This is a genomic window from Streptomyces sp. NPDC096324, assembly GCF_044763015.1.
Classification (GTDB): domain Bacteria; phylum Actinomycetota; class Actinomycetes; order Streptomycetales; family Streptomycetaceae; genus Streptomyces.
The window spans coordinates 123160-144173 of sequence record NZ_JBIWFK010000016.1 but is presented as its reverse complement, the minus strand read 5'-3'; the positions used below and the strand labels follow the sequence as shown (position 1 = coordinate 144173).

Genomic DNA, 21014 nt, shown 5'->3' with positions numbered 1-21014 from the left:
CATGGCGGAGTTCCGCCGTCAGCCGGAGTGGCAGCAGGACGCCAACCGGCACACCACGCTCATCGACCCGGTGCTCACCGTGCGGCCCATCGCGCGCTTCGACTACACCGTCCGCCGCGCGGTCACCGCGATCGACCACGCGCTGGTGTTCGTCACCGCGAAGGGCACGTACGACGTCTACACACCGCCGCACCGGCCGAGCCGCTCGGACGCGGCCACCCGCCGCTACACCTCCGTCTACGAGGTGGACATGGGCAGCCACCCCGTCCAGCTCGCCGTGGAGATGCCGAGCGACGACGACGCGTTCTCCTTCGGCGCCACGGCCGACCTGACCTGGCGCGTCGCGGACCCGATCGCGTACGTCGCGAGCGGCGAGCGTGACGTGCCGACACGGCTCACCCGCGAACTGCACCAGCTCGCGCGGCCGGTGAGCCGGGCCTACTCCATCGAGGACAGCCCGGCCGCCGAGCGCGCGGTCCAGCGGGCCGTGGACGGGGGCGGTTTCGCCGCGGGCATCGGGCTGGCCGTGACCTGTGCGGTGCGGCTGCGGCTGGACGACGAGGCCATCGCGCACCGGCGACGGCAGCGGAGCCTGCGCTACGAGTCCGACATGCTCGACCCCGAGCACGAGTACCGGCTCCGGGCGGCCCGGCAGCAGCACGAGCTGGAGATGCTGCGCCAGCAGCAGGACCACCGTCTGATCGCCGAGAAGATCAACTTCTACCAGTACCACCTCCAGCACGGAGGCGTCGCGGCCTGGGCCCTGCATCTGTCCCAGCACCCCGAGGACACCAAGATGGTCGTCGGGTCCATCCAGAAGGACCAGTTGTCCATCATCAGGGGGCAGCTCCAGGTCCTCGCCGGGGACAGTCTGGAGGACTTCCAGAAGGCGGAGTCGGCACGCTCGACCCTGCGGGCCGTCGACGAGCTGATCCAGCAGCAGACGCCTCCGGCGCCGCGGGACGGCCAGGGGGCACTGCCCGCCGGGGCGACGCCGGGACAGCCTCAGACACCGCCCCAGCCGCCGTATCCGGGCCAGTCCCCGCACCCCGGCCCGTCCCCCCGGCCCCCGTACGCGGGACAGCCGCCGTACGGCGAGCACACTCCGTACGCCGGCGGCCCGCCCCCGTACACCGGGCAGCCCCGGAGCCCGTACGCGGAAGGCCCGCCGCCCTACGCGGCCCAGCCTCCGTACACGGGCGACACGACCGGGCAGCCGCCCTACGCCGCCCAGCCTCCGTACACGGGCGACACGACCGGGCAGCCGCCCTACGCGGCACAGCCTCCGTACGCGGGAGGCCCGCCGCCGTACGCCGGGGGGCCCGGCGCCCACGCCGCGTACGAACCGCCCGCCGCGACGCCCTACGCCACCGCCGGACCTGCTCCGGTCGTGCCTCCCCTGCCCGGCCGCCCCGAGGACCCGCGAGCCGCCGTGCCGCCGGACGCCGCTCCGGAGGACGGGCCCGCCTGACCACGCCCACGAAGGCGCCGTCGGCCGCGCCGCCCACCGGCCGGCGTCCCCGCACAGCCACCAGTCCCACCGAAGGAGCCGTCATGTCCCAGCCTCCAGGCCCGGCCCACGAGCCCCCGTACCCGGGAACCCCGTATCCGGGCGCCGCGACCCCGCCACCGGAGTACCCGGTGGCCTCCGCTCCCCCACCGCGGTACCCCGGCGGACCGGCACCCCAGTACCCGGGCACGGGTACGACGACAGGGCACCCCCCTCAGTACCCGGGAGCCCCCGGCCCCGGCGGACCGGGGGCGCAGTACCCGGGGGCGGCGGCCGGAAGCCCGGCGCCACCCCAGTACCCGGGAGCGGGAGCCGGGGGCCCGGCACCCCAGTACCCCGGAAGCCCCGCACCCCAGTACCCCGGCGGTTCCTACCCGGGAGCCCCCGGCCCCGGCGGACCGGGCCCGCAGTACCCGGGGGCGGCGGCCGGAAGCCCGGCACCGCCCCAGTACCCCGGGAGCCTGGGAGCCGGGAGCCCGGCACCTCACTACCCCGGCAGCCCGGGGGCCGACCCGCGGTTCGCGGGGGCGCAGCCACCGGCGCAGGCGCAGCCGTTCGTCCCGCGGCAGGCCGTCGCACCCGACGATCTCGACTACCGCCATGAGGGCTCACGCGTCCATCTGGCGAGCCATCAGCGCGGCGCCGACGCCACCGCGGTCGGACAGCTCGCCACCCAGATCCCGGGGGCCCTGGTGAGCCTCGCCGTGGTGTCGGCCCTCGCGCTGGGGATCTTCGGCACGGTCGTCGGCTGGCTGGTCGTCGTGGCCTGGGTGGCCTCCGGAGCCCTCGTCTTCCACCGGCCCACCGAACTCCGCTTCGCCCGGCACGTGCTCAAACTGCGGACACCACTGGCCGAGGAAAGGGCCCGGCTGGAGCCGATCTGGCGCGAGGTCACCGCCCGGGCCGGCATCGAGGCGAACACCTACGAGCTGATGGTGGAGAACAGCGACGACCTGAACGCGGTGGCGGTCGCCGGCCATGTCGTCGGCGTCACCACCTACTCCCTCAACCGGATCCCCAGCAGCAACCTCGCCGCCGTACTCGCCCATGAACTCGGCCACCACACGGGCGGTCACGCCTGGGCCGGACTCCTCGGCTACTGGTACTCGCTGCCCGGCCGGCTCGCGTGGGCCTTCACCCGCGGAATGGCCCGGATCGCGCTCGCCGTCGCCGGGGTCTTCTCCGCGGCCGCGACCGGGCTGCTGATCCTCTTCATGGGGATGTTCGTCGTCGCCGGGTTCCTCGTCGCCTGGTACATCACCATCCCCCTCGTCGTCGCGCCCTACCTCCTCGCCTGGGCCGGCCGCCTCGGCGAACTGCGCGCCGACCAGCAGTCCGCCGCCCTCGGCTTCGCGCCCGAGATGGCCGAGGTCCTGCACCACTTCCAGGCCGAGGAGGACGCGGCGAAGGCGGCCGCCGTGAGCCAGGGCAAGAAGCTCCACGAGCCCAGCGGCCTCGCCAGGCTGCTGTCCACCCACCCCGACAACCACACCCGGCTGCGTGCCCTGGAGCCGTACCTCCAGCTCCCGCGCTGAGACCGGGGACGGGGAGCCGGAACGGACGCCGGGAACGCCGAAGGGCGGTCACCCCCACCGGGGATGACCGCCCTTCGTACTAGCTAGCGCCTACCGGCAGCCGCTCACTGGTTGTACGGACCGTAGTCGTAGTCCTCCAGCGGGACGGCCTGGCCGGAGCCCGTGCCGAACGGCGAGTAGTCGATGTCGTCGTAGCCGACGGCCGAGTACATCGCGGCCTTGGCCTCTTCGGTCGGCTCCACCCGGATGTTGCGGTAGCGGGACAGACCCGTACCGGCCGGGATGAGCTTACCGATGATGACGTTCTCCTTGAGGCCGATGAGGCTGTCGGACTTGGCGTTGATCGCCGCGTCCGTCAGAACTCGGGTCGTCTCCTGGAAGGAGGCGGCCGACAGCCAGGATTCCGTCGCCAGCGAGGCCTTGGTGATACCCATCAGCTGCGGACGGCCGGAGGCGGGGTGACCGCCCTCGGTGACCACACGACGGTTCTCGGTCTCGAACTTCGAACGCTCGACCAGCTCGCCGGGCAGCAGCTCCGCGTCGCCCGACTCGATGATCGTCACACGGCGCAGCATCTGCCGGATGATGATCTCGATGTGCTTGTCGTGGATCGACACACCCTGCGAGTTGTAGACCTTCTGGACCTCTCCGACCAGGTGGACCTGGACGGCACGCTGACCCAGGATGCGCAGCACGTCGTGCGGGTTGGTGGCACCCACGGTGAGCTTCTGGCCCACCTCGACGTGCTCGCCCTCCGACACCAGGAGACGGGCGCGCTTCGAGATCGGGAACGCCGTCTCGTCGCTGCCGTCGTCCGGGGTGACGACGAGCTTCTTGGTCTTCTCGGTCTCCTCGATCCGCACGCGGCCGGAGGCCTCGGAGATCGGGGCGACACCCTTCGGCGTACGGGCCTCGAAGAGCTCGACGACACGGGGCAGACCCTGGGTGATGTCGTCACCGGCCACACCACCGGTGTGGAAGGTACGCATCGTCAGCTGGGTACCGGGCTCACCGATGGACTGGGCGGCGATGATGCCGACCGCCTCACCGATGTCGACCAGCTTGCCGGTGGCCAGCGAGCGGCCGTAGCACATGGCGCAGGTGCCGACGGCGGACTCACAGGTCAGGACCGAACGGGTCTTGACCTCCTCGATGCCGTGCTTGACCAGCTCGTCGATGAGGACGTCGCCGAGGTCGGTGTTGGCCGGGGCCAGCACCTTGCCGTCGACGGTGATGTCCTCGGCCAGCGCACGTGCGTACACGCTGGTCTCGACGTTCTCCGTCTTGCGCAGCACGCCGTCCTCGCCGCGCTCGGCGATGGCCAGACGCAGACCGCGGTCGGTGCCGCAGTCCTCCTCGCGGATGATGACGTCCTGCGAGACGTCGACCAGACGACGGGTGAGGTAACCCGAGTCGGCGGTACGCAGAGCGGTGTCGGCCAGACCCTTACGGGCACCGTGGGTGGAGATGAAGTACTCCAGCACGGACAGACCTTCACGGAAGGACGCCTTGATGGGACGCGGGATCGTCTCGTTCTTGGCGTTCGACACCAGACCACGCATACCGGCGATCTGACGCATCTGCATCATGTTGCCTCGGGCGCCCGAGTTCACCATCATCGAGACCGGGTTGGTCTTCGGGAAGTTCGCGTTCATCGCCTCGGCGACCTCGTTGGTCGCCTTGGTCCAGATCGCGATGAGCTCCTGCGTGCGCTCTTCCTTGGTGATCAGACCACGCTCGTACTGCTTCTGGACCTTCTCGTCCAGGTCCTCGTAGCCCTTGACGATCGCGCGCTTCGCATCCGGAACGACGATGTCGGAGATGGCCACGGTGACGCCGGAACGGGTCGCCCAGAAGAAGCCCGACGCCTTCAGGTTGTCGAGCGTCGCCGCCACGATGACCTTGGGGTAGCGCTCGGCGAGGTCGTTGACGATCTCGGAGAGCTGCTTCTTGCCGACCTCGTAGTCGACGAACGGGTAGTCCTCGGGCAGCAGCTCGTTGAAGAGCGCGCGGCCCAGGGTCGTCCGCAGGCGGAAGGTGTCACCCTGCTGCCACTCCGGCTCGCCCTCCTCCTGCGCCGGCGGGGTCCAGCCACGCGGCGGGATGGTGCCCACCGGGAAGCGGATGTCCACCTGCGACTGGAGCGAGAGCTCGCCGGCGTCGAACGCCATGATCGCCTCGGCCACGGACGCGAAGGAGCGGTCCTCGCCCTTCACGTTCCGCAGGTCGCCGTCGGTGGTCAGGAAGAACAGACCGAGGACCATGTCCTGGGTCGGCATCGTGACCGGGCGGCCGTCGGCCGGCTTGAGGATGTTGTTCGAGGACAGCATCAGGATGCGGGCCTCGGCCTGCGCCTCCGCGGAGAGCGGCAGGTGCACGGCCATCTGGTCACCGTCGAAGTCCGCGTTGAACGCGGTGCAGACGAGCGGGTGGATCTGGATGGCCTTGCCTTCGACCAGCTGGGGCTCGAAGGCCTGGATGCCGAGGCGGTGCAGCGTGGGCGCACGGTTCAGCAGAACCGGGTGCTCGGCGATGACCTCTTCGAGGACGTCGTACACGACCGTGCGGCCGCGCTCGACCATCCGCTTGGCGCTCTTGATGTTCTGCGCGTGGTTCAGGTCGACCAGGCGCTTCATCACGAACGGCTTGAAGAGCTCCAGCGCCATGGCCTTCGGCAGACCGCACTGGTGCAGCTTGAGCTGCGGACCGACGACGATCACGGAACGCGCGGAGTAGTCCACACGCTTGCCGAGCAGGTTCTGACGGAAGCGACCCTGCTTGCCCTTGAGCATGTCGGACAGCGACTTCAGCGGACGGTTGCCGGGGCCCGTCACCGGGCGACCACGACGGCCGTTGTCGAAGAGCGCGTCGACGGCCTCCTGGAGCATGCGCTTCTCGTTGTTCACGATGATCTCGGGCGCGCCGAGGTCGAGAAGCCGCTTCAGGCGGTTGTTGCGGTTGATCACACGGCGGTACAGGTCGTTCAGGTCGGAGGTCGCGAAGCGGCCACCGTCCAGCTGCACCATCGGACGGAGGTCCGGCGGGATGACCGGCACGCAGTCGAGCACCATGCCCTTGGGGCTGTTGCTGGTCTGCAGGAACGCGGAGACGACCTTGAGGCGCTTGAGCGCGCGGGTCTTCTTCTGGCCCTTGCCGGTGCGGATGATCTCGCGGAGGCGCTCGGCCTCCTCGTCGAGGTCGAAGGACTCCAGGCGCTTCTGCAGCGCCGCGGCACCCATCGAACCGTCGAAGTACGTGCCGAAGCGGTCACGCAGCTCGCGGTAGAGGAGCTCGTCGCCCTCCAGGTCCTGGACCTTGAGGTTCTTGAAGCGGGTCCACACCTCGTCGAGGCGGTCGATCTCGCGCTGCGCGCGGTCGCGCAGCTGCTTCATCTCACGCTCGGCACCCTCGCGCACCTTGCGGCGCACGTCGGCCTTGGCGCCCTCGGCCTCCAGCTCGGCCAGGTCGGTCTCGAGCTTCTTGGCGCGGGCCTCGAGGTCGGCGTCGCGGCGGTTCTCGACCTGCTGGCGCTCGACGGAGACGTGAGCCTCCAGCGAGGGCAGGTCGCGGGTGCGGCGCTCCTCGTCGACGAACGTGATCATGTACGCGGCGAAGTAGATGACCTTCTCGAGGTCCTTCGGGGCGAGGTCGAGCAGGTAGCCAAGACGCGACGGAACGCCCTTGAAGTACCAGATGTGGGTGACGGGAGCGGCGAGCTCGATGTGGCCCATCCGCTCACGGCGCACCTTGGCACGCGTGACCTCGACGCCACAGCGCTCACAGATGATGCCCTTGAAGCGGACACGCTTGTACTTGCCGCAGTAGCACTCCCAGTCCCGGGTCGGACCGAAGATCTTCTCGCAGAAGAGTCCGTCCTTCTCGGGCTTGAGGGTGCGGTAGTTGATGGTCTCGGGCTTCTTGACCTCGCCGTGGCTCCACTGACGGATGTCGTCAGCGGTGGCCAGACCGATCCGGAGCTCATCGAAGAAGTTGACGTCGAGCACTATGCGTCAATCCCTCTCAGGGTTGTAAGTCTTAGGGGTCTGAAACGGGGGTCCTGGGGCCGGCGGGCCTTGATCACCATTTCCACAGGTGGCCAAGGCCCGGCCGGACTCCCGTCAGACCTCTTCGACGCTGCTCGGCTCGCGCCGGGACAGGTCGATGCCGAGCTCCTCCGCCGCGCGGAAGACGTCCTCGTCGGTGTCGCGCATCTCGATGGACATGCCGTCCGAGGACAGCACCTCCACGTTGAGGCACAGGGACTGCATCTCCTTGATGAGCACCTTGAAGGACTCGGGGATGCCGGGCTCGGGGATGTTCTCGCCCTTGACGATGGCCTCGTAGACCTTCACGCGGCCGGTCACGTCGTCGGACTTGATCGTCAGCAGCTCCTGGAGGGCGTAAGCGGCGCCGTACGCCTCCAGCGCCCACACCTCCATCTCACCGAAGCGCTGGCCACCGAACTGAGCCTTACCACCCAGCGGCTGCTGGGTGATCATCGAGTACGGACCGGTCGAGCGGGCGTGCAGCTTGTCGTCGACCAGGTGGTGCAGCTTGAGGATGTACATGTACCCGATCGAGATCGGGTCCGGGAACGGCTCGCCGGAGCGGCCGTCGAACAGCCTCGCCTTGCCGGACGGGAGAACCAGGCGGTCACCGTCGCGGTTGGGCAGGGTGTGCTCGAACAGACCCGCGAGCTCGTCCTCGCGCGCACCGTCGAACACCGGGGTGGCGACGTTGGTCCGCGGCGGGACCTTGTCGGCGCCGATGGCCTGGAGGCGCTGCGCCCAGTCGTCCGCGAGACCGGAGACGTCCCAGCCGCGGCTGGCGAGCCAGCCGAGGTGGATCTCCAGTACCTGTCCCGGGTTCATTCGGGACGGGACACCGAGCGGGTTGAGGATGATGTCGACCGGGGTGCCGTCCTCCAGGAACGGCATGTCCTCGATCGGCAGGATCTTCGAGATGACGCCCTTGTTGCCGTGACGGCCGGCGAGCTTGTCACCATCCGTGATCTTGCGCTTCTGCGCCACGTAGACGCGAACCAGCTGGTTCACGCCCGGGGGCAGCTCGTCGCCCTCTTCACGGTCGAAGACGCGGACGCCGATGACCTTGCCGATCTCGCCGTGCGGGACCTTCAGAGAGGTGTCACGGACCTCGCGGGCCTTCTCACCGAAGATCGCGCGCAGCAGGCGCTCCTCCGGCGTCAGCTCGGTCTCACCCTTGGGCGTGACCTTGCCGACGAGGATGTCGCCGGCGACGACCTCGGCACCGATACGGATGATGCCGCGCTCGTCGAGGTCGGCGAGGACCTCCTCGGAGACGTTCGGGATGTCCCGGGTGATCTCCTCGGGGCCGAGCTTGGTGTCACGGGCGTCGACCTCGTGCTCCTCGATGTGGATCGAGGAGAGGACGTCGTCCTGCACGAGGCGCTGCGACAGGATGATCGCGTCCTCGTAGTTGTGACCCTCCCACGGCATGAACGCCACGAGCAGGTTCTTGCCGAGGGCCATCTCGCCGTCCTCGGTCGCGGGACCGTCGGCCAGGACCTGGCCCTCGATCACGCGGGCGCCCTCGTCCACGACAACCTTCTGGTTGACGGAGGTGCCCTGGTTCGACCGGGAGAACTTGTGCAGGCGGTACGTGGTGTACGTGCCGTCGTCGTTGGCGGTGGTGATGTAGTCCGCGGAGACCTCCTGGACCACACCGTCCTTCTCCGACTTCAGGACGTCACCGGCGTCGACCGCGCAGCGGTACTCCATGCCGGTGCCGACCAGCGGCGCCTCGGACTTGATGAGCGGAACGGCCTGGCGCATCATGTTCGCGCCCATGAGGGCACGGTTGGCGTCGTCGTGCTCCAGGAACGGGATCATCGCGGTCGCGACCGACACCATCTGGCGCGGGGAGACGTCCATGTAGTCGACGTCGTCACCGGGGACGTAGTCGACCTCTCCGCCACGACGGCGGACCAGGACGCGGGACTCCTCGAAGCGGAGCTCGTCCGTCAGCGGCGCGTTGGCCTGCGCGATGACGAATCGGTCCTCTTCGTCGGCCGTGAGGTAGTCGACCTCGTCGGTGACGACACCGTCGGTGACCCGGCGGTAGGGCGTCTCGACGAAACCGAACGCGTTCACGCGGCCGTAGGAGGCGAGCGAGCCGATCAGACCGATGTTCGGGCCTTCAGGGGTCTCGATCGGGCACATGCGGCCGTAGTGCGACGGGTGCACGTCACGGACCTCGAAGCCGGCCCGCTCACGGGAGAGACCACCCGGGCCAAGAGCCGACAGACGGCGCTTGTGGGTGAGACCCGACAGCGGGTTGTTCTGGTCCATGAACTGCGACAGCTGGCTGGTGCCGAAGAACTCCTTGATGGAGGCGACGACCGGCCGGATGTTGATCAGGGTCTGCGGCGTGATCGCCTCGACGTCCTGAGTCGTCATGCGCTCACGCACGACGCGCTCCATACGAGCCAGACCCGTGCGGACCTGGTTCTGGATGAGCTCGCCGACGTTGCGCAGACGACGGTTGCCGAAGTGGTCGATGTCGTCGGTCTCGACGACGATCGAGGTGCCGTTGTGACCGACGGTCTCGGTCTCACCGGCGTGCAGCATCACCAGGTACTTGATCGACGAGATGATGTCCTCGACGGTCAGGATGCCGGCGTCCAGCGGGGCCTCGCCGCCCAGCTTCTTGTTGACCTTGTACCGGCCGACCTTGGCGAGGTCGTAGCGCTTCGGGTTGAAGTAGAGGTTCTCCAGAAGCGTCTGCGCGGCCTCGCGGGTCGGCGGTTCGCCCGGACGCAGCTTGCGGTAGATGTCCAGCAGCGCGTCGTCCTGGCCCTGGGTGTGGTCCTTCTCCAGGGTGGCGCGCATGGACTCGTACTCGCCGAACTCCTCGAGGATCTGCTCGGTGGTCCAGCCGAGAGCCTTCAGGAGAACGGTGACGGACTGCTTGCGCTTGCGGTCGATGCGGACACCGACCATGTCGCGCTTGTCGATCTCCATCTCCAGCCAGGCACCCCGGGAGGGGATGACCTTGGCCGAGAAGATGTCCTTGTCGGACGTCTTGTCGATGGAGGAGTCGAAGTAGACACCCGGCGAGCGGACCAGCTGCGACACGACGACACGCTCGGTGCCGTTGATGACGAAGGTGCCCTTGTTGGTCATGAGCGGGAAGTCGCCCATGAAGACCGTCTGGGACTTGATCTCGCCGGTCTCGTTGTTGGTGAACTCGGCGGTGACGAAGAGCGGGGCCGCGTACGTGAAGTCGCGGTCCTTGCACTCGTCGATGGAGTTCTTCGGGGGCTCGAAGCGGTGGTCCCGGAACGTCAGGGACATCGACCCACTGAAGTCCTCGATCGGGGAGATCTCCTCGAAGATCTCCTCCAGACCGGACTTGGTGGGGACGTCCTGTCCGCTGTCCAGAGCCGCCTCGACACGAGCCTTCCACGCGTCGTTGCCGAGCAGCCAGTCGAAGCTCTCGGTTTGCAGCGCAAGAAGGTTCGGAACCTCGAGGGGCTCCTTGATCTTTGCAAAGGAGATGCGCAGCGGGGCGGTGCTGGCGCCGTTGTTCGTATTCGCGGTCGAGGCAGTGCGCGAGGCGGCCAAGAGGGGGTCCTTCCGAGGGCTCGGACTCACTACGCGCGTACCGGTCCCATGTCGGACAAAGCCTCGGACCGTTCCCGATCCGGCCGGACAACGGCCAGGTCAGAGATGGTCCAACAGTCGATGTTCAAACACGGGCATGCCCCTGGTGACGGGCAGGAGGCAGCTAACAGGCAGCGCAAAGGGTCAGTGTAGCCACTAGGCCCACTGATGTCCAGTCCCGGTTTCTTGAGACTCCCACTGTTCTCAACACCTGGAGCAAGCCACGCCCTCAATGCACATCGATACTGCCCTCTTCGTCAGCGATCCATGCCTCGGATACGGATCGTTGTGACGACGCGTCCTGAGAATTGCGCGCTGCGTGCGGTTCGTCAAGGCCCCCCATGCCCAAAGCAAGTGCCGCGATCGTCACGTGCGGCCCGTCTTGCAACCCGTCCCTCTGCCTGTCACAGGTGGTCGGAGGCACAACGAAGATCACCATACTCGTCGCGGCCTCCAGCGCAAGGCTGCCGCTTCAGGGACCCCCTGGAACGCCGAAGAGCGACCACCCAGTTGGGTGATCGCTCTTCAGTGCGTCAGCGTTACAGCGCTACGAGAGCGGCTGTGACAGCTTCACAGGAGTCCTCGGGGGACTCGTCGAGTTACTTGACCTCGACGGAGGCGCCGGCGCCCTTGAGGGACTCGGCAGCCTTCTCGGCGGCCTCCTTGGCGACCTTCTCGAGGACGGGCTTCGGAGCGCCGTCGACGAGGTCCTTGGCCTCCTTCAGGCCCAGCGAGGTGAGCTCACGCACGACCTTGATGACCTGGATCTTCTTCTCGCCGGCACCCGTGAGGATGACGTCGAACTCGTCCTGCTCCTCGACGGCCTCGACGGCGGCGGGGCCGACCGGGGCAGCGGCGACCGCGGCGGCGGCGGTGACGTCGAACTTCTCCTCGAAGGCCTTCACGAACTCGGAGAGCTCGATGAGGGTGAGGTTCTCGAACTGCGCGAGCAGCTCTTCCTGGGACAGCTTCGCCATGATGGCGTCCTTCCACTAATTCGGCAGGTGCCGGATGTACTGGTGAGGCGGGCGTACGTTCGGCCCGCTACGACCGTCGCCTCAGGCGGCGGTCAATGCGCGAGCCGAATTACTCGGCACCGCCCTGCTCGGCCTGCTTGACACGAAGCGCCTCCGCGGTGCGGACGAACTTCGAGGGCAGGGCCTGGAAGAGGCGAGCAGTCTGCGTCTGCTTGCCCTTGAAGGCACCCGCCAGCTTGGCGAGCAGAACCTCGCGGGACTCGAGGTCCGCAAGCTTCTTGATCTCGTCGGCGGACAGCGCCTTGCCGTCAAGGACACCGCCCTTGATGACGAGGTTGGGGTTGTCCTTGGCGAAGTCACGAAGACCCTTCGCCGACGTCACCGGGTCACCGGAGATGAAGGCGACCGCCGTCGGACCGTTGAACAGGTCGTCGAGCGTCGAGATCCCGGCCTCGTTGGCCGCAATCTTGGTCAGCGTGTTCTTCACCACGGCGTACTGGGCGTCTTCACCGAGCGAACGGCGCAGCGTCTTGAGCTGCGCCACGGTGAGACCCCGGTACTCGGTCAGCACGGCGGCGTTCGAGCTACGGAACTGGTCCGCGAGCTCGGCTACCGCGGCAGCCTTGTCGGGCCTTGCCATAGAGCGTCGGCCTCCTTCCGGGTGATGAGGACCGCTCAGAAGAGTCCGACACAACAAAAACGCCCCGGCGCAGGCGCACGGGGCGTAGCTCGACCGGATTACTCCGCACGCTGGGCGTACGAACTCCGGGAACACATCCACGATCACCTGCGCGGGTCGTCCGCAGTGCGGATCCTTCGGTCACCCCGCCCTCTTACGAGCACGTGGCAACGACCAGCGGTCTTTGGCTTCTCGAGGAGCGTACGTGAAGGGGACGCCGTCAAGCAAATCCGGCCGAACGGCCCGGCCGCCGACCGCGTTTCGCGGCCGTCACCGGCCGCGTCCGGCGGACCGGGCGGGGCGGGTCAGCCCTCCTGGGCGCCCTTCATCATCTCGGCGAGGTCGACGGTGTCCTTGGCCGGCGGAGCGGTCACGGACACGGGCTTGTTGTAGTCCAGGAAGGTGATGGTCATGTCGAGCGGACCCTTGTCGGCGGTCCCCCGCATGCGGAACTGCTTGGTGTGGTCGTCGCCGTCGATCCACATGTCCATCGTGATCGCGTCGATGCCCATCTTGGTGTACTGGTCGAGGGCCTTCTCCCGCGTCTCGCGCGTGGCCTTGTCCTGGCTCTTGAGCGACTTGCGGAACTCGTCCAGGGGGACCGTCCCCTTGTAGTGCGTGGTCTTCACGCCCTCGACGGTCTCGGTCCCGACCTTCTTCACGTCCTTGGAGCCGGTGAGGAGGGTGGACTCGGCGGCGGGGTTCTTGTCGGCCTGTCCGCCGCCGAGCTGGCTCGCGTTCAGCTCCTTGTCCGCGCCCAGGGCGGACATGTCGAACTTGATCCAGCTCTTGCCGTCCATCTCCTTGGCGGCCTGGGCGCCCCCGCCGATGTACATCGCGTTGTTCACGAGCCGGATCTCGACCGGGCCGTCGGTGGCCTGGTCCTCGGCGGTCATCTTCATGCTCATGGCCAGCGGCTTCATGCTCATCGCCGCCTCACCGCTGACGCGGCCCTCTCCGGGGACCTTGCCGGTCATCCGGTAGTGGAGCGAGGTGATGTCGTCGGTCTTCTTCGCCGCCTTCGCCACGGCCGCGGCGGGCGTCAGCGCGGGCGACTCCTCCGCGGCACCCTTCGAACAGCCCACCGCCGCCCCGCCGAGGACCAGCGCCGCGAGGGCCGCGCCGGTCGCCCGGCGCCCTGCCGAAGTGCTCACAGAAAGCTTCAAGGTTCCCCCCAAGGAACAGATGCACGATTCACATATTCGGCGCGAGCGTAGCTCAGGCGGTTCGGATGATCACTTGAGTTTCGGGCTGCTCCGGGCTCAGGAGGGGGAGTCGGTGCCCGAGCCGCTCGCGGTGTCACCGCTGCCGGGCGTCAGGCCCTGCTTCTTCAGGATGTCCTTGAAGTCCGTGGTGTCACCGGCCGGGGGCGCGACGGCGGAGACCTTCACGCCGTAGTCGCTGTAGTACGTCGTGGAGGACATCGTGCCGCTCGCCATCGCGGCCTTGGAGACGGCCTTGACGAGCAGGTCCTCGGCGTCGACCCAGATGTCGACGTCCTCGGTGGTGATGCCGGCCTGGTTGAACTGCTTCTTCATGTCGGAGAGCTGGCTCGCGGTGAGGTGGGAGCTCCGGGCCGCGAGGTCGCCGACGTCCACCGTGCCCGCGTAGTGCGTGGTCCTCTTGCCGCGGACCGTCTCCTCGCCGACCTTCTTCACGTCGCCGGAGGCCAGCAGGAGCTTCACCGACTGGTTCGGCGAGCTGTTCTGCATCTGGTCCTTCAGGAGCGCGCCGGAGCCGCCCCCGAGCTTCGCCAGGTCGTCGTACCCGTACCGGATCCAGTGCGTGCCGCCCACCTGCCGGGCGTAGGCGTCGCCCATCTTCGCGTAGTAGGCGTCGGACAGGTAGCGGGCCTCCATGGAGTCGCTGCCCATCTGGCGCATCGTGTCGGCCATCGTGCCGCCGGTGTACGTGATCGTCATGTCGCCGGTGAAGCCGTCGCCCCAGGCCATGACGCCGCCCGACTTCATGGACATCAGCGTGCCCAGGGTCGTCGTGGACTCGATCCTCGCGGAGTCCGCGCCGTCGGTGGACTTCTCCGCGGAGCGCAGGGCCGCGATGGGGCTGACGCGTGTGGCGCTCTTGTGGCCGGCCTTGTCGCCCTTGCCCGAACTCCCGGAGGAGCCCGAGGAGTTGCAGGCCGCCACCCCCGCCAGTGCCGTCGTCAGCACGATCGAGACACTCACACGGCGGACCATGCTGCTCTTCATTCGTCCCCACCCCTATGCGAACTCTGTGAACCGCACGCTAGCGCAGCCCACTGACACCCGTATCCGGATTCCTCCCGGGGCAGCTCGCCCCGCGACGGCCGGAAAGACTTCCGCACATGAGGACGGGCCCCGCACCTCGAAAGGTTGCGGGGCCCGTTCAGATACGCGTGCGCGACGCGGTCACCGGGGTGAGCGAAGGGCTCAGACGGCGGCCGGGTCCTCCTCGACGAGGAGGTTGCGGGTGCGGTTGGGGTCGACGGGGATGCCGGGGCCGATCGTCGAGCTGAACGCGGCCTTCTTGATGTAGCGCCCCTTGGCGGCCGACGGCTTCAGACGAAGGATCTCGTCGAGGGCCGCACCGTAGTTCTCCACCAGCTGGGTGTCGTCGAAGGACACCTTGCCGATGATGAAGTGCAGGTTCGAGTGCTTGTCGACGCGGAACTCGATCTTGCCACCCTTGATCTCGGTGACAGCCTTGGCGACGTCGGGGGTCACGGTGCCGGTCTTGGGGTTCGGCATGAGACCACGGGGACCGAGCACGCGGCCGAGGCGGCCGACCTTGCCCATGAGGTCCGGGGTGGCGACGACGGCGTCGAAGTCCAGACGGCCCTTCGCGACCTCGTCGATCAGTTCGTCGGAGCCGACGATGTCGGCTCCGGCGGCCTCCGCGGCCGCAGCACGGTCACCGGTCGCGAAGACCAGGACCCGGGCGGTCTTGCCGGTGCCGTGCGGCAGGTTCACGGTGCCACGGACCATCTGGTCGGCCTTGCGCGGGTCGACACCCAGGCGGAAGGCGACCTCGACGGTGCCGTCGTACTTGCTGGTGGAGGTCTCCTTGGCGAGACGGACGGCCTCGAGCGGGGCGTACAGCTTCGCCCGGTCGATCTTGGCGTCCGCAGCGCGGAGAGACTTGCTGCGCTTGCTCACTACTTCTCCTGATGTGTTCTGAGGAGTCGTGGTGTGGGCCGAGCAGGCCCTGCCACGTGCGGCCGGAGCCGCAGATTCCTACGAAGGTGGGTGTCAGCCCTCGACCGTGATGCCCATGGAACGGGCGGTGCCGGCGATGATCTTCGCGGCGGCGTCCAGGTCGTTGGCGTTGAGGTCGGGCATCTTGGTCGTGGCGATCTCACGGACCTGCGCCTGGCTGATCTTGGCGACCTTGGTCTTGTGCGGCTCGCCGGAGCCCTTCTCGACACCCGCGGCCTTGAGGATCATCTTGGCGGCCGGCGGAGTCTTGGTCACGAAGGTGAAGGAGCGGTCTTCGTAGACCGTGATCTCCACCGGGATGACCCAGCCACGCTGCGACTCGGTCGCGGCGTTGTAGGCCTTGCAGAACTCCATGATGTTGACGCCGTGCTGACCGAGCGCGGGGCCGACCGGCGGGGCCGGGTTCGCCGCACCGGCGTTGATCTGGAGCTTGATGAGCCCCGTGACCTTCTTCTTCTTGGGAGGCATTCCGGGTCCTCTTTCGTTTTCGCCTTCCTACGTCCGAGTCGCCCCGGACGGCTGCCTTCAGCGGAGGAAATGATCCGGATGAAGGCATACCGCACAACGATAACGGGTATCCATGCGCGGCTAAAAACCGAGCAGGTCAGACCGGCTGTGACAGCCCGTCTGACCTGTTCGGAAGACGTACGTCCAGAAGCTGCTAGTTCTTCTGGATCTGGTCGAAGGACAGCTCGACCGGGGTCTCGCGGCCGAAGATCTCGACGAGGCCCTTGACCTTCTTCGAGTCGGCGTTGATCTCGTTGATCGTGGCCTGCAGCGTGGCGAACGGGCCGTCGGTGACGGTGACCGAGTCGCCGACCTCGAAGTCCAGCACCTGGACCTCGAGCTTGCGCTGCGGAGCGGGCTTGCCCTCGGCCTCGGCGGCCTCGCGGGCGGCCTTCTCCTCGGCCTCCGGGGCGAGCATCTTGACGATCTCGTCCAGGGTCAGCGGGTACGGGTCGTAGGCGTTGCCCACGAAGCCGGTGACGCCGGGAGTGTTGCGGACGACGCCCCAGGACTCGTTCGTCAGGTCCATACGGACCAGGACGTAGCCCGGGAGCTTGTTCTGCTTGATCGTCTTGCGCTCGCCGTTCTTGATCTGCGCGACCTCTTCCTGCGGCACCTCGGCCTGGAAGATGAAGTCCTCGACGTTCAGCGAGACGGCACGCTGCTCGAGGTTGGTCTTCACGCGGTTCTCGTAACCGGCGTACGTGTGGATGACGTACCACTCGCCGGGGAGCAGACGCAGTTCCTCGCGCAGGGCGGTCACGGGGTCGACGGGCTCGGCCTCGACCTCGGGCTCGGCCTCCTCGGACGCGTCCTCGTCCTCGACGGACTCGTCGGTGGCGTCCTCGACGTCCTCACCGGACTCGTCCTCGACGTGCAGGGCCGCGTCCTCGGCGCTCTCGCCGGCGGCGGCATCGGCAGCCTCGAACTCGTCCACGACGTCCGCTCCCTCGACGATCTCGAGCTCGTCGTCTACGGACTCGACCGACTCGGAGGAATCGTTCAGGTTCGGGTCAGACACGGTGGCTGCTTCTTCCTGGTTACATGGGGGTGGAACGCGCGAAAGGGGCGCCGGTGACGGCGCCCTTCGCTCTCGGCTCAGCCGAAGACGTACTTGGCGGCGTGGTTGAGCCCATAGTCAATCACGGTGACCAGGCCGATCATGATGACGACGAACACAATCACCACTGTGGTGTAAGTCGTCAGCTGATTGCGAGTCGGCCAGACAACCTTCCGGAGCTCCGCGACGATCTGGCGGTAGAAGGTGGCAAGGCGCTTCAGCGGGCCCTTCTTGGCACGCTTACCGCCCTTGCGGGCCTTCTTCTTGGACTCCGGCGCCTCGGCATCAGGCATGTCGATGGAGCCCACGGCGTCCGTCACTCGTCCTCACCTGATTCCCGGGTCGTGACCGTGCCGCGCCCGGTTGAGCCGCACGGCGGTGCATTGCGGTACGTACATGCGCACACATCCGCGAGAGGAGTGTGTAGCAGGGCCGGAGGGACTTGAACCCCCAACCGCTGGTTTTGGAGACCAGTGCTCTACCAATTGAGCTACGACCCTTTGATTTCCCCCAACGTACCGCATTCGACCGGGTGCTCGGTGTGCACCGGTTGAGCGCGGCCGGTGAAGGCCAACGAGGTGAGAGTGTACGTGGTCCGGAGCCGGGCGTCGAACAGAAAGTGTCGGTGCGGGCCCGCCGCGTTGAAGATCCACTGGTGGAGCGCGCGGATCCGGACGGATGTTCTGCCTTTGTTCAGTCCGTGAAACCCGTGTGCCGGGGGTGATTCCGGTCTGAAACGATGGGGCCATGAGCCCTGCAACCCCTCCCACCGAGCGCCGGGTCTCCGCCCGAGTCGGCGCGATCTCCGAATCCGCCACCCTCGCCGTGGACGCCAAGGCCAAGGCACTCAAGGCCGCCGGACGTCCGGTGATCGGCTTCGGCGCCGGTGAGCCCGACTTCCCGACCCCGGACTACATCGTCCAGGCCGCCATCGAGGCCTGCTCGAACCCCAAGTACCACCGCTACACGCCGGCAGGCGGGCTTCCCGAGCTGAAGGCCGCGATCGCCGCGAAGACGCTGCGCGACTCCGGCTTCGAGGTGGAGGCCGCCCAGGTCCTGGTCACCAACGGCGGCAAGCAGGCCATCTACGAGGCCTTCGCCGCGATCCTCGACCCGGGCGACGAGGTCATCGTCCCCGCGCCGTACTGGACGACCTACCCGGAGTCCATCCGTCTCGCCGGCGGTGTCCCGGTCGACGTCGTCGCCGACGAGACCACCGGCTACCGCGTCTCGGTCGAGCAGCTCGAGGCCGCCCGCACCGAGAACACCAAGGTGCTGCTCTTCGTCTCCCCGTCGAACCCGACGGGCGCGGTCTACACCCGCGAGCAGATCGAGGAGATCGGCCGCTGGGCCGCCGAGAAGGGCCTGTGGGTCCTGACCGACGAGATCTACGAGCACCTGGTCTACGGCGACGCTGAGTTCCACTCGCTGCCGGTGGTGGTGCCCGAGCTGCGCGACAAGTGCATCGTCGTCAACGGCGTCGCCAAGACGTACGCCATGACCGGCTGGCGCGTGGGCTGGGTCATCGGCCCGAAGGACGTGATCAAGGCCGCGACCAACCTCCAGTCCCACGCCACGTCGAACGTCTCGAACGTGGCCCAGGTCGCCGCGCTCGCCGCCGTCTCCGGCGACCTCGCGGCCGTCGCGAAGATGCGCGAGGCCTTCGACCGCCGCCGCAAGACCATCGTGCGCATGCTGAACGAGATCGACGGCGTGCTCTGCCCCGAGCCCGAGGGCGCCTTCTACGCGTACCCCTCGGTGAAGGGACTCCTCGGCAAGGAGATCCGCGGCAAGCGTCCCGCGGACACCGTCGAGCTGGCCGCGCTCATCCTGGAGGAGGCCGAGGTCGCGGTCGTCCCGGGTGAGGCCTTCGGCACGCCGGGCTACCTGCGGCTGTCGTACGCGCTCGGCGACGAGGACCTCGTCGAGGGCGTCAGCCGGATCCAGAAGCTGCTGGCCGAGGCGACGGACTGACCTCCGGCGTCCTGACGCGCCCACCGGCGCACCGGTGACGTCACCGCGCTCCACGCGCGCGTGACGGGGGCCGGCCACTCTCCACGGAGTGGCCGGCCCCCGTTCGTCTGTTCGAGCAAGCGCCCGATCAGGGAAAGCCCTACCGGCACGAGCCGCGGGTGGGGCAGGATCTTTGGATGGAGCGCGTACGTGATGTCAGTCAACTTCCGAAGGCCCATCTGCACCTGCACTTCACCGGGTCGATGCGGCCCGGCACCGTGCTGGAGCTCGCCGACAAGTACGGCGTGCGGCTGCCCGAAACACTGACCGAGGCGCTGACCAGCGGGGAACCGCCGAAGCTGCGGGCGACCGACGAACGCGGCTGGTTCCGCTTCCAGCGCCTGTACGACGCCGCGCGGTCCTGTCTGAGGGAGCCCGAGGACATCCAGCGCCTGGTGCGCGAGGCCGCCGAGGAGGACCTGAAGGACGGCTCCGGCTGGCTGGAGATCCAGGTCGACCCGACGTCGTACGCCCCGCGCCTGGGCGGTCTGATCCCGGCCCTGGAGGTCATCCTGGACGCGGTCGACTCGGCCGTGCGGGACACCGGGCTCGGGATGCGCGTCCTGGTCGCCGCCAACCGGATGAAGCACCCCCTGGACGCCCGCACGCTGGCCCGGCTCGCCGTGCGCTACGCGGACCGGGGGATCGTCGGTTTCGGGCTCTCCAACGACGAGCGGCGGGGCATGGCGCGGGACTTCGACCGGGCCTTCGCCATCGCCCGCGAGGGCGGGCTGCTGTCCGCGCCGCACGGTGGCGAGCTGACCGGTCCCGCCTCGGTCCGCGACTGCCTGGACGACCTGCACGCCTCCCGGATCGGCCACGGGGTGCGGGCCGCCGAGGACCCGCGGCTGCTGAAGCGGCTCGCGGACCGCGGGGTGACCTGTGAGGTCTGCCCCGCCTCGAACGTCGCCCTGGGCGTCTACGAGAAGCACACCGATGTCCCCCTGCGCACTCTGTTCGAAGCCGGGGTGCCGATGGCGCTCGGCGCCGACGACCCGCTGCTCTTCGGCTCCCGGCTCGCCGCCCAGTACGACATCGCCCGCCGCCACCACGCCTTCAGCGACCAGGAGCTGGCCGAGCTGGCCCGGCAGTCGATCCGCGCCTCGGCCGCACCCGAGGACGTCCGGGCGAAACTGCTGGCCGGCGTCGACGACTGGCTGACGGCCTAGCCGCCTAGAGCGTGTCCGGGGCGCCGGCGGACCCCGTCCTGTTCCCGGGCGCGATCCCGGTGAGCAGGGTGCGGGCGAGCGCCGGGGCGAAGGTGTCCAGGGGCGGCGGCGTGCCCTCCTGGGTGGCGTCGTAGGCGAACGCCCGCTGCGCGCAGGCCCCGAGGAGGAGGGACGCGGCCGCGTAGGTGTCGGTGTCCGGATGGACGCGCCCGGCCCGCTGCTCCGCCAGCAGATAGGCGGCGACGCCCCGGATGGGCATGTGCGGGCCCGCGCCCATGGCCCGCATGGCGTCGTCGTGACGGCGCTTGAGCTGCGTCTCCGCGTACAGGGAGGCGGCGATCGGGAAACTCTGCTCGTAGAAGAGGGCCGCCTGGCGGGCGATCTCCGTGAGGTTCTCCTCCAGGGAGTGCTCCCGCGGCTCGGCCGTCAGCCGCTCCAGGAGGGGGCCGAGCTGGGGCAGCCGCTCGTGGAGGACCTGGATGAAGAGCTCCTCCTTGCTCGCGAAGTACTTGTAGAGCGCAGCCTCGGAGCAGCCGGCCGCCCTGGCGATCTCCTTGGTGGTGGCACGGGAGAGGCCGAGCGTGAGCATCAGCTCGTGCGCCGCGTCGAGGATGCGGATCCTGGCAGGCTTCGACGGCCCGGCTTCCGTGGCGGATTTCTGCTGCATGGGGCCCAAGGATTCCATGACATGCCCTGCCGGGGCTTGACGGGTGGGTGAGTACTT

The 21014-nt window shown here is 68.3% G+C and carries 15 protein-coding genes and 1 tRNA gene; 4 read left to right on the top strand and 12 right to left on the bottom strand.

The window, feature by feature from the left end; translation table 11 throughout:
• The first annotated feature begins 1 nt into the window (after window position 1).
• Both ACIQ7M_RS34455 and ACIQ7M_RS34450 read left to right on the top strand, forming a co-directional pair.
• Window positions 2–1471: a PE-PGRS family protein gene (locus tag ACIQ7M_RS34455; RefSeq protein ID WP_403651555.1), complete on the top strand. Its 1470-nt coding sequence runs from the start codon at window positions 2–4 to the stop codon at window positions 1469–1471.
• 83 nt (window positions 1472–1554) lie between these two features.
• The gene (locus tag ACIQ7M_RS34450) at window positions 1555–3045 is read left to right on the top strand and encodes a M48 family metalloprotease (RefSeq protein ID WP_403651553.1); all 1491 of its coding nucleotides are present in this window, start codon (window positions 1555–1557) and stop codon (window positions 3043–3045) included.
• Window positions 3046–3149: 104 nt separating this feature from the next.
• Here the strand turns inward: ACIQ7M_RS34450 and ACIQ7M_RS34445 are convergent, their stop codons facing one another.
• The 11 genes from ACIQ7M_RS34445 to ACIQ7M_RS34395 form a co-directional block, all read right to left on the bottom strand.
• Window positions 3150–7049: a DNA-directed RNA polymerase subunit beta' gene (locus ACIQ7M_RS34445; protein ID WP_403651551.1), complete on the bottom strand. Its 3900-nt coding sequence runs from the start codon at window positions 7047–7049 to the stop codon at window positions 3150–3152.
• Between the two features lie 114 nt (window positions 7050–7163).
• A complete protein-coding gene (gene rpoB, locus ACIQ7M_RS34440; RefSeq protein WP_355760833.1) occupies window positions 7164–10649 on the bottom strand; it encodes a DNA-directed RNA polymerase subunit beta in 3486 nt (1161 codons plus the stop codon).
• A gap of 638 nt (window positions 10650–11287) precedes the next feature.
• Window positions 11288–11665 carry a 50S ribosomal protein L7/L12 gene (gene rplL / locus ACIQ7M_RS34435; RefSeq protein WP_328553983.1) on the bottom strand — a complete coding sequence of 126 codons (378 nt, stop codon included), beginning with the start codon at window positions 11663–11665 and terminating at the stop codon, window positions 11288–11290.
• A 109-nt stretch (window positions 11666–11774) separates the two neighbouring features.
• Window positions 11775–12305: a 50S ribosomal protein L10 gene (gene rplJ / locus ACIQ7M_RS34430; protein ID WP_037627039.1), complete on the bottom strand. Its 531-nt coding sequence runs from the start codon at window positions 12303–12305 to the stop codon at window positions 11775–11777.
• Between the two features lie 344 nt (window positions 12306–12649).
• Window positions 12650–13498, bottom strand: coding sequence for an LppX_LprAFG lipoprotein (locus ACIQ7M_RS34425; RefSeq protein ID WP_403651548.1), 849 nt, complete (start codon window positions 13496–13498; stop codon window positions 12650–12652).
• A 108-nt stretch (window positions 13499–13606) separates the two neighbouring features.
• A complete protein-coding gene (locus ACIQ7M_RS34420; RefSeq protein ID WP_386984133.1) occupies window positions 13607–14554 on the bottom strand; it encodes a hypothetical protein in 948 nt (315 codons plus the stop codon).
• Between the two features lie 201 nt (window positions 14555–14755).
• Window positions 14756–15481, bottom strand: a complete 726-nt coding sequence (gene rplA, locus ACIQ7M_RS34415; RefSeq protein ID WP_355760824.1) for a 50S ribosomal protein L1 — start codon at window positions 15479–15481, stop codon at window positions 14756–14758.
• Between the two features lie 93 nt (window positions 15482–15574).
• Window positions 15575–16009: a 50S ribosomal protein L11 gene (gene rplK / locus ACIQ7M_RS34410; RefSeq protein WP_355760821.1), complete on the bottom strand. Its 435-nt coding sequence runs from the start codon at window positions 16007–16009 to the stop codon at window positions 15575–15577.
• A 193-nt stretch (window positions 16010–16202) separates the two neighbouring features.
• A complete protein-coding gene (nusG, locus tag ACIQ7M_RS34405) occupies window positions 16203–17069 on the bottom strand; it encodes a transcription termination/antitermination protein NusG (RefSeq protein ID WP_355760818.1) in 867 nt (288 codons plus the stop codon).
• Between the two features lie 77 nt (window positions 17070–17146).
• Window positions 17147–17428 carry a preprotein translocase subunit SecE gene (secE, locus tag ACIQ7M_RS34400; RefSeq protein WP_153289137.1) on the bottom strand — a complete coding sequence of 94 codons (282 nt, stop codon included), beginning with the start codon at window positions 17426–17428 and terminating at the stop codon, window positions 17147–17149.
• Between the two features lie 107 nt (window positions 17429–17535).
• A tRNA-Trp gene (locus ACIQ7M_RS34395) sits at window positions 17536–17608 on the bottom strand.
• A gap of 247 nt (window positions 17609–17855) precedes the next feature.
• Here ACIQ7M_RS34395 and ACIQ7M_RS34390 point away from each other — a divergent pair.
• Together ACIQ7M_RS34390 and ACIQ7M_RS34385 are read left to right on the top strand one after the other, a co-directional pair.
• Window positions 17856–19082 carry a pyridoxal phosphate-dependent aminotransferase gene (locus ACIQ7M_RS34390; protein ID WP_355760816.1) on the top strand — a complete coding sequence of 409 codons (1227 nt, stop codon included), beginning with the start codon at window positions 17856–17858 and terminating at the stop codon, window positions 19080–19082.
• 176 nt (window positions 19083–19258) lie between these two features.
• Window positions 19259–20290, top strand: a complete 1032-nt coding sequence (locus ACIQ7M_RS34385; RefSeq protein ID WP_355760814.1) for an adenosine deaminase — start codon at window positions 19259–19261, stop codon at window positions 20288–20290.
• A gap of 4 nt (window positions 20291–20294) precedes the next feature.
• Here ACIQ7M_RS34385 and ACIQ7M_RS34380 read toward each other — a convergent pair whose 3' ends face one another.
• A complete protein-coding gene (locus tag ACIQ7M_RS34380; RefSeq protein ID WP_403651543.1) occupies window positions 20295–20957 on the bottom strand; it encodes a TetR/AcrR family transcriptional regulator in 663 nt (220 codons plus the stop codon).
• Window positions 20958–21014: the final 57 nt, after the last annotated feature.

Coding starts and splice junctions, on each gene's coding strand:
- ACIQ7M_RS34385 (WP_355760814.1), top strand. CDS start 19,259: ATGGAGCGCGTACGTGATGTCAGTCAACTTCCGAAGGCCCATCTGCAC.
- ACIQ7M_RS34380 (WP_403651543.1), bottom strand. CDS start 20,957: ATGCAGCAGAAATCCGCCACGGAAGCCGGGCCGTCGAAGCCTGCCAGG.
- rplK (WP_355760821.1), bottom strand. CDS start 16,009: ATGCCTCCCAAGAAGAAGAAGGTCACGGGGCTCATCAAGCTCCAGATC.
- ACIQ7M_RS34450 (WP_403651553.1), top strand. CDS start 1,555: ATGTCCCAGCCTCCAGGCCCGGCCCACGAGCCCCCGTACCCGGGAACC.
- ACIQ7M_RS34455 (WP_403651555.1), top strand. CDS start 2: ATGGCGGAGTTCCGCCGTCAGCCGGAGTGGCAGCAGGACGCCAACCGG.
- rplJ (WP_037627039.1), bottom strand. CDS start 12,305: ATGGCAAGGCCCGACAAGGCTGCCGCGGTAGCCGAGCTCGCGGACCAG.
- rplL (WP_328553983.1), bottom strand. CDS start 11,665: ATGGCGAAGCTGTCCCAGGAAGAGCTGCTCGCGCAGTTCGAGAACCTC.
- ACIQ7M_RS34390 (WP_355760816.1), top strand. CDS start 17,856: ATGAGCCCTGCAACCCCTCCCACCGAGCGCCGGGTCTCCGCCCGAGTC.
- ACIQ7M_RS34420 (WP_386984133.1), bottom strand. CDS start 14,554: ATGAAGAGCAGCATGGTCCGCCGTGTGAGTGTCTCGATCGTGCTGACG.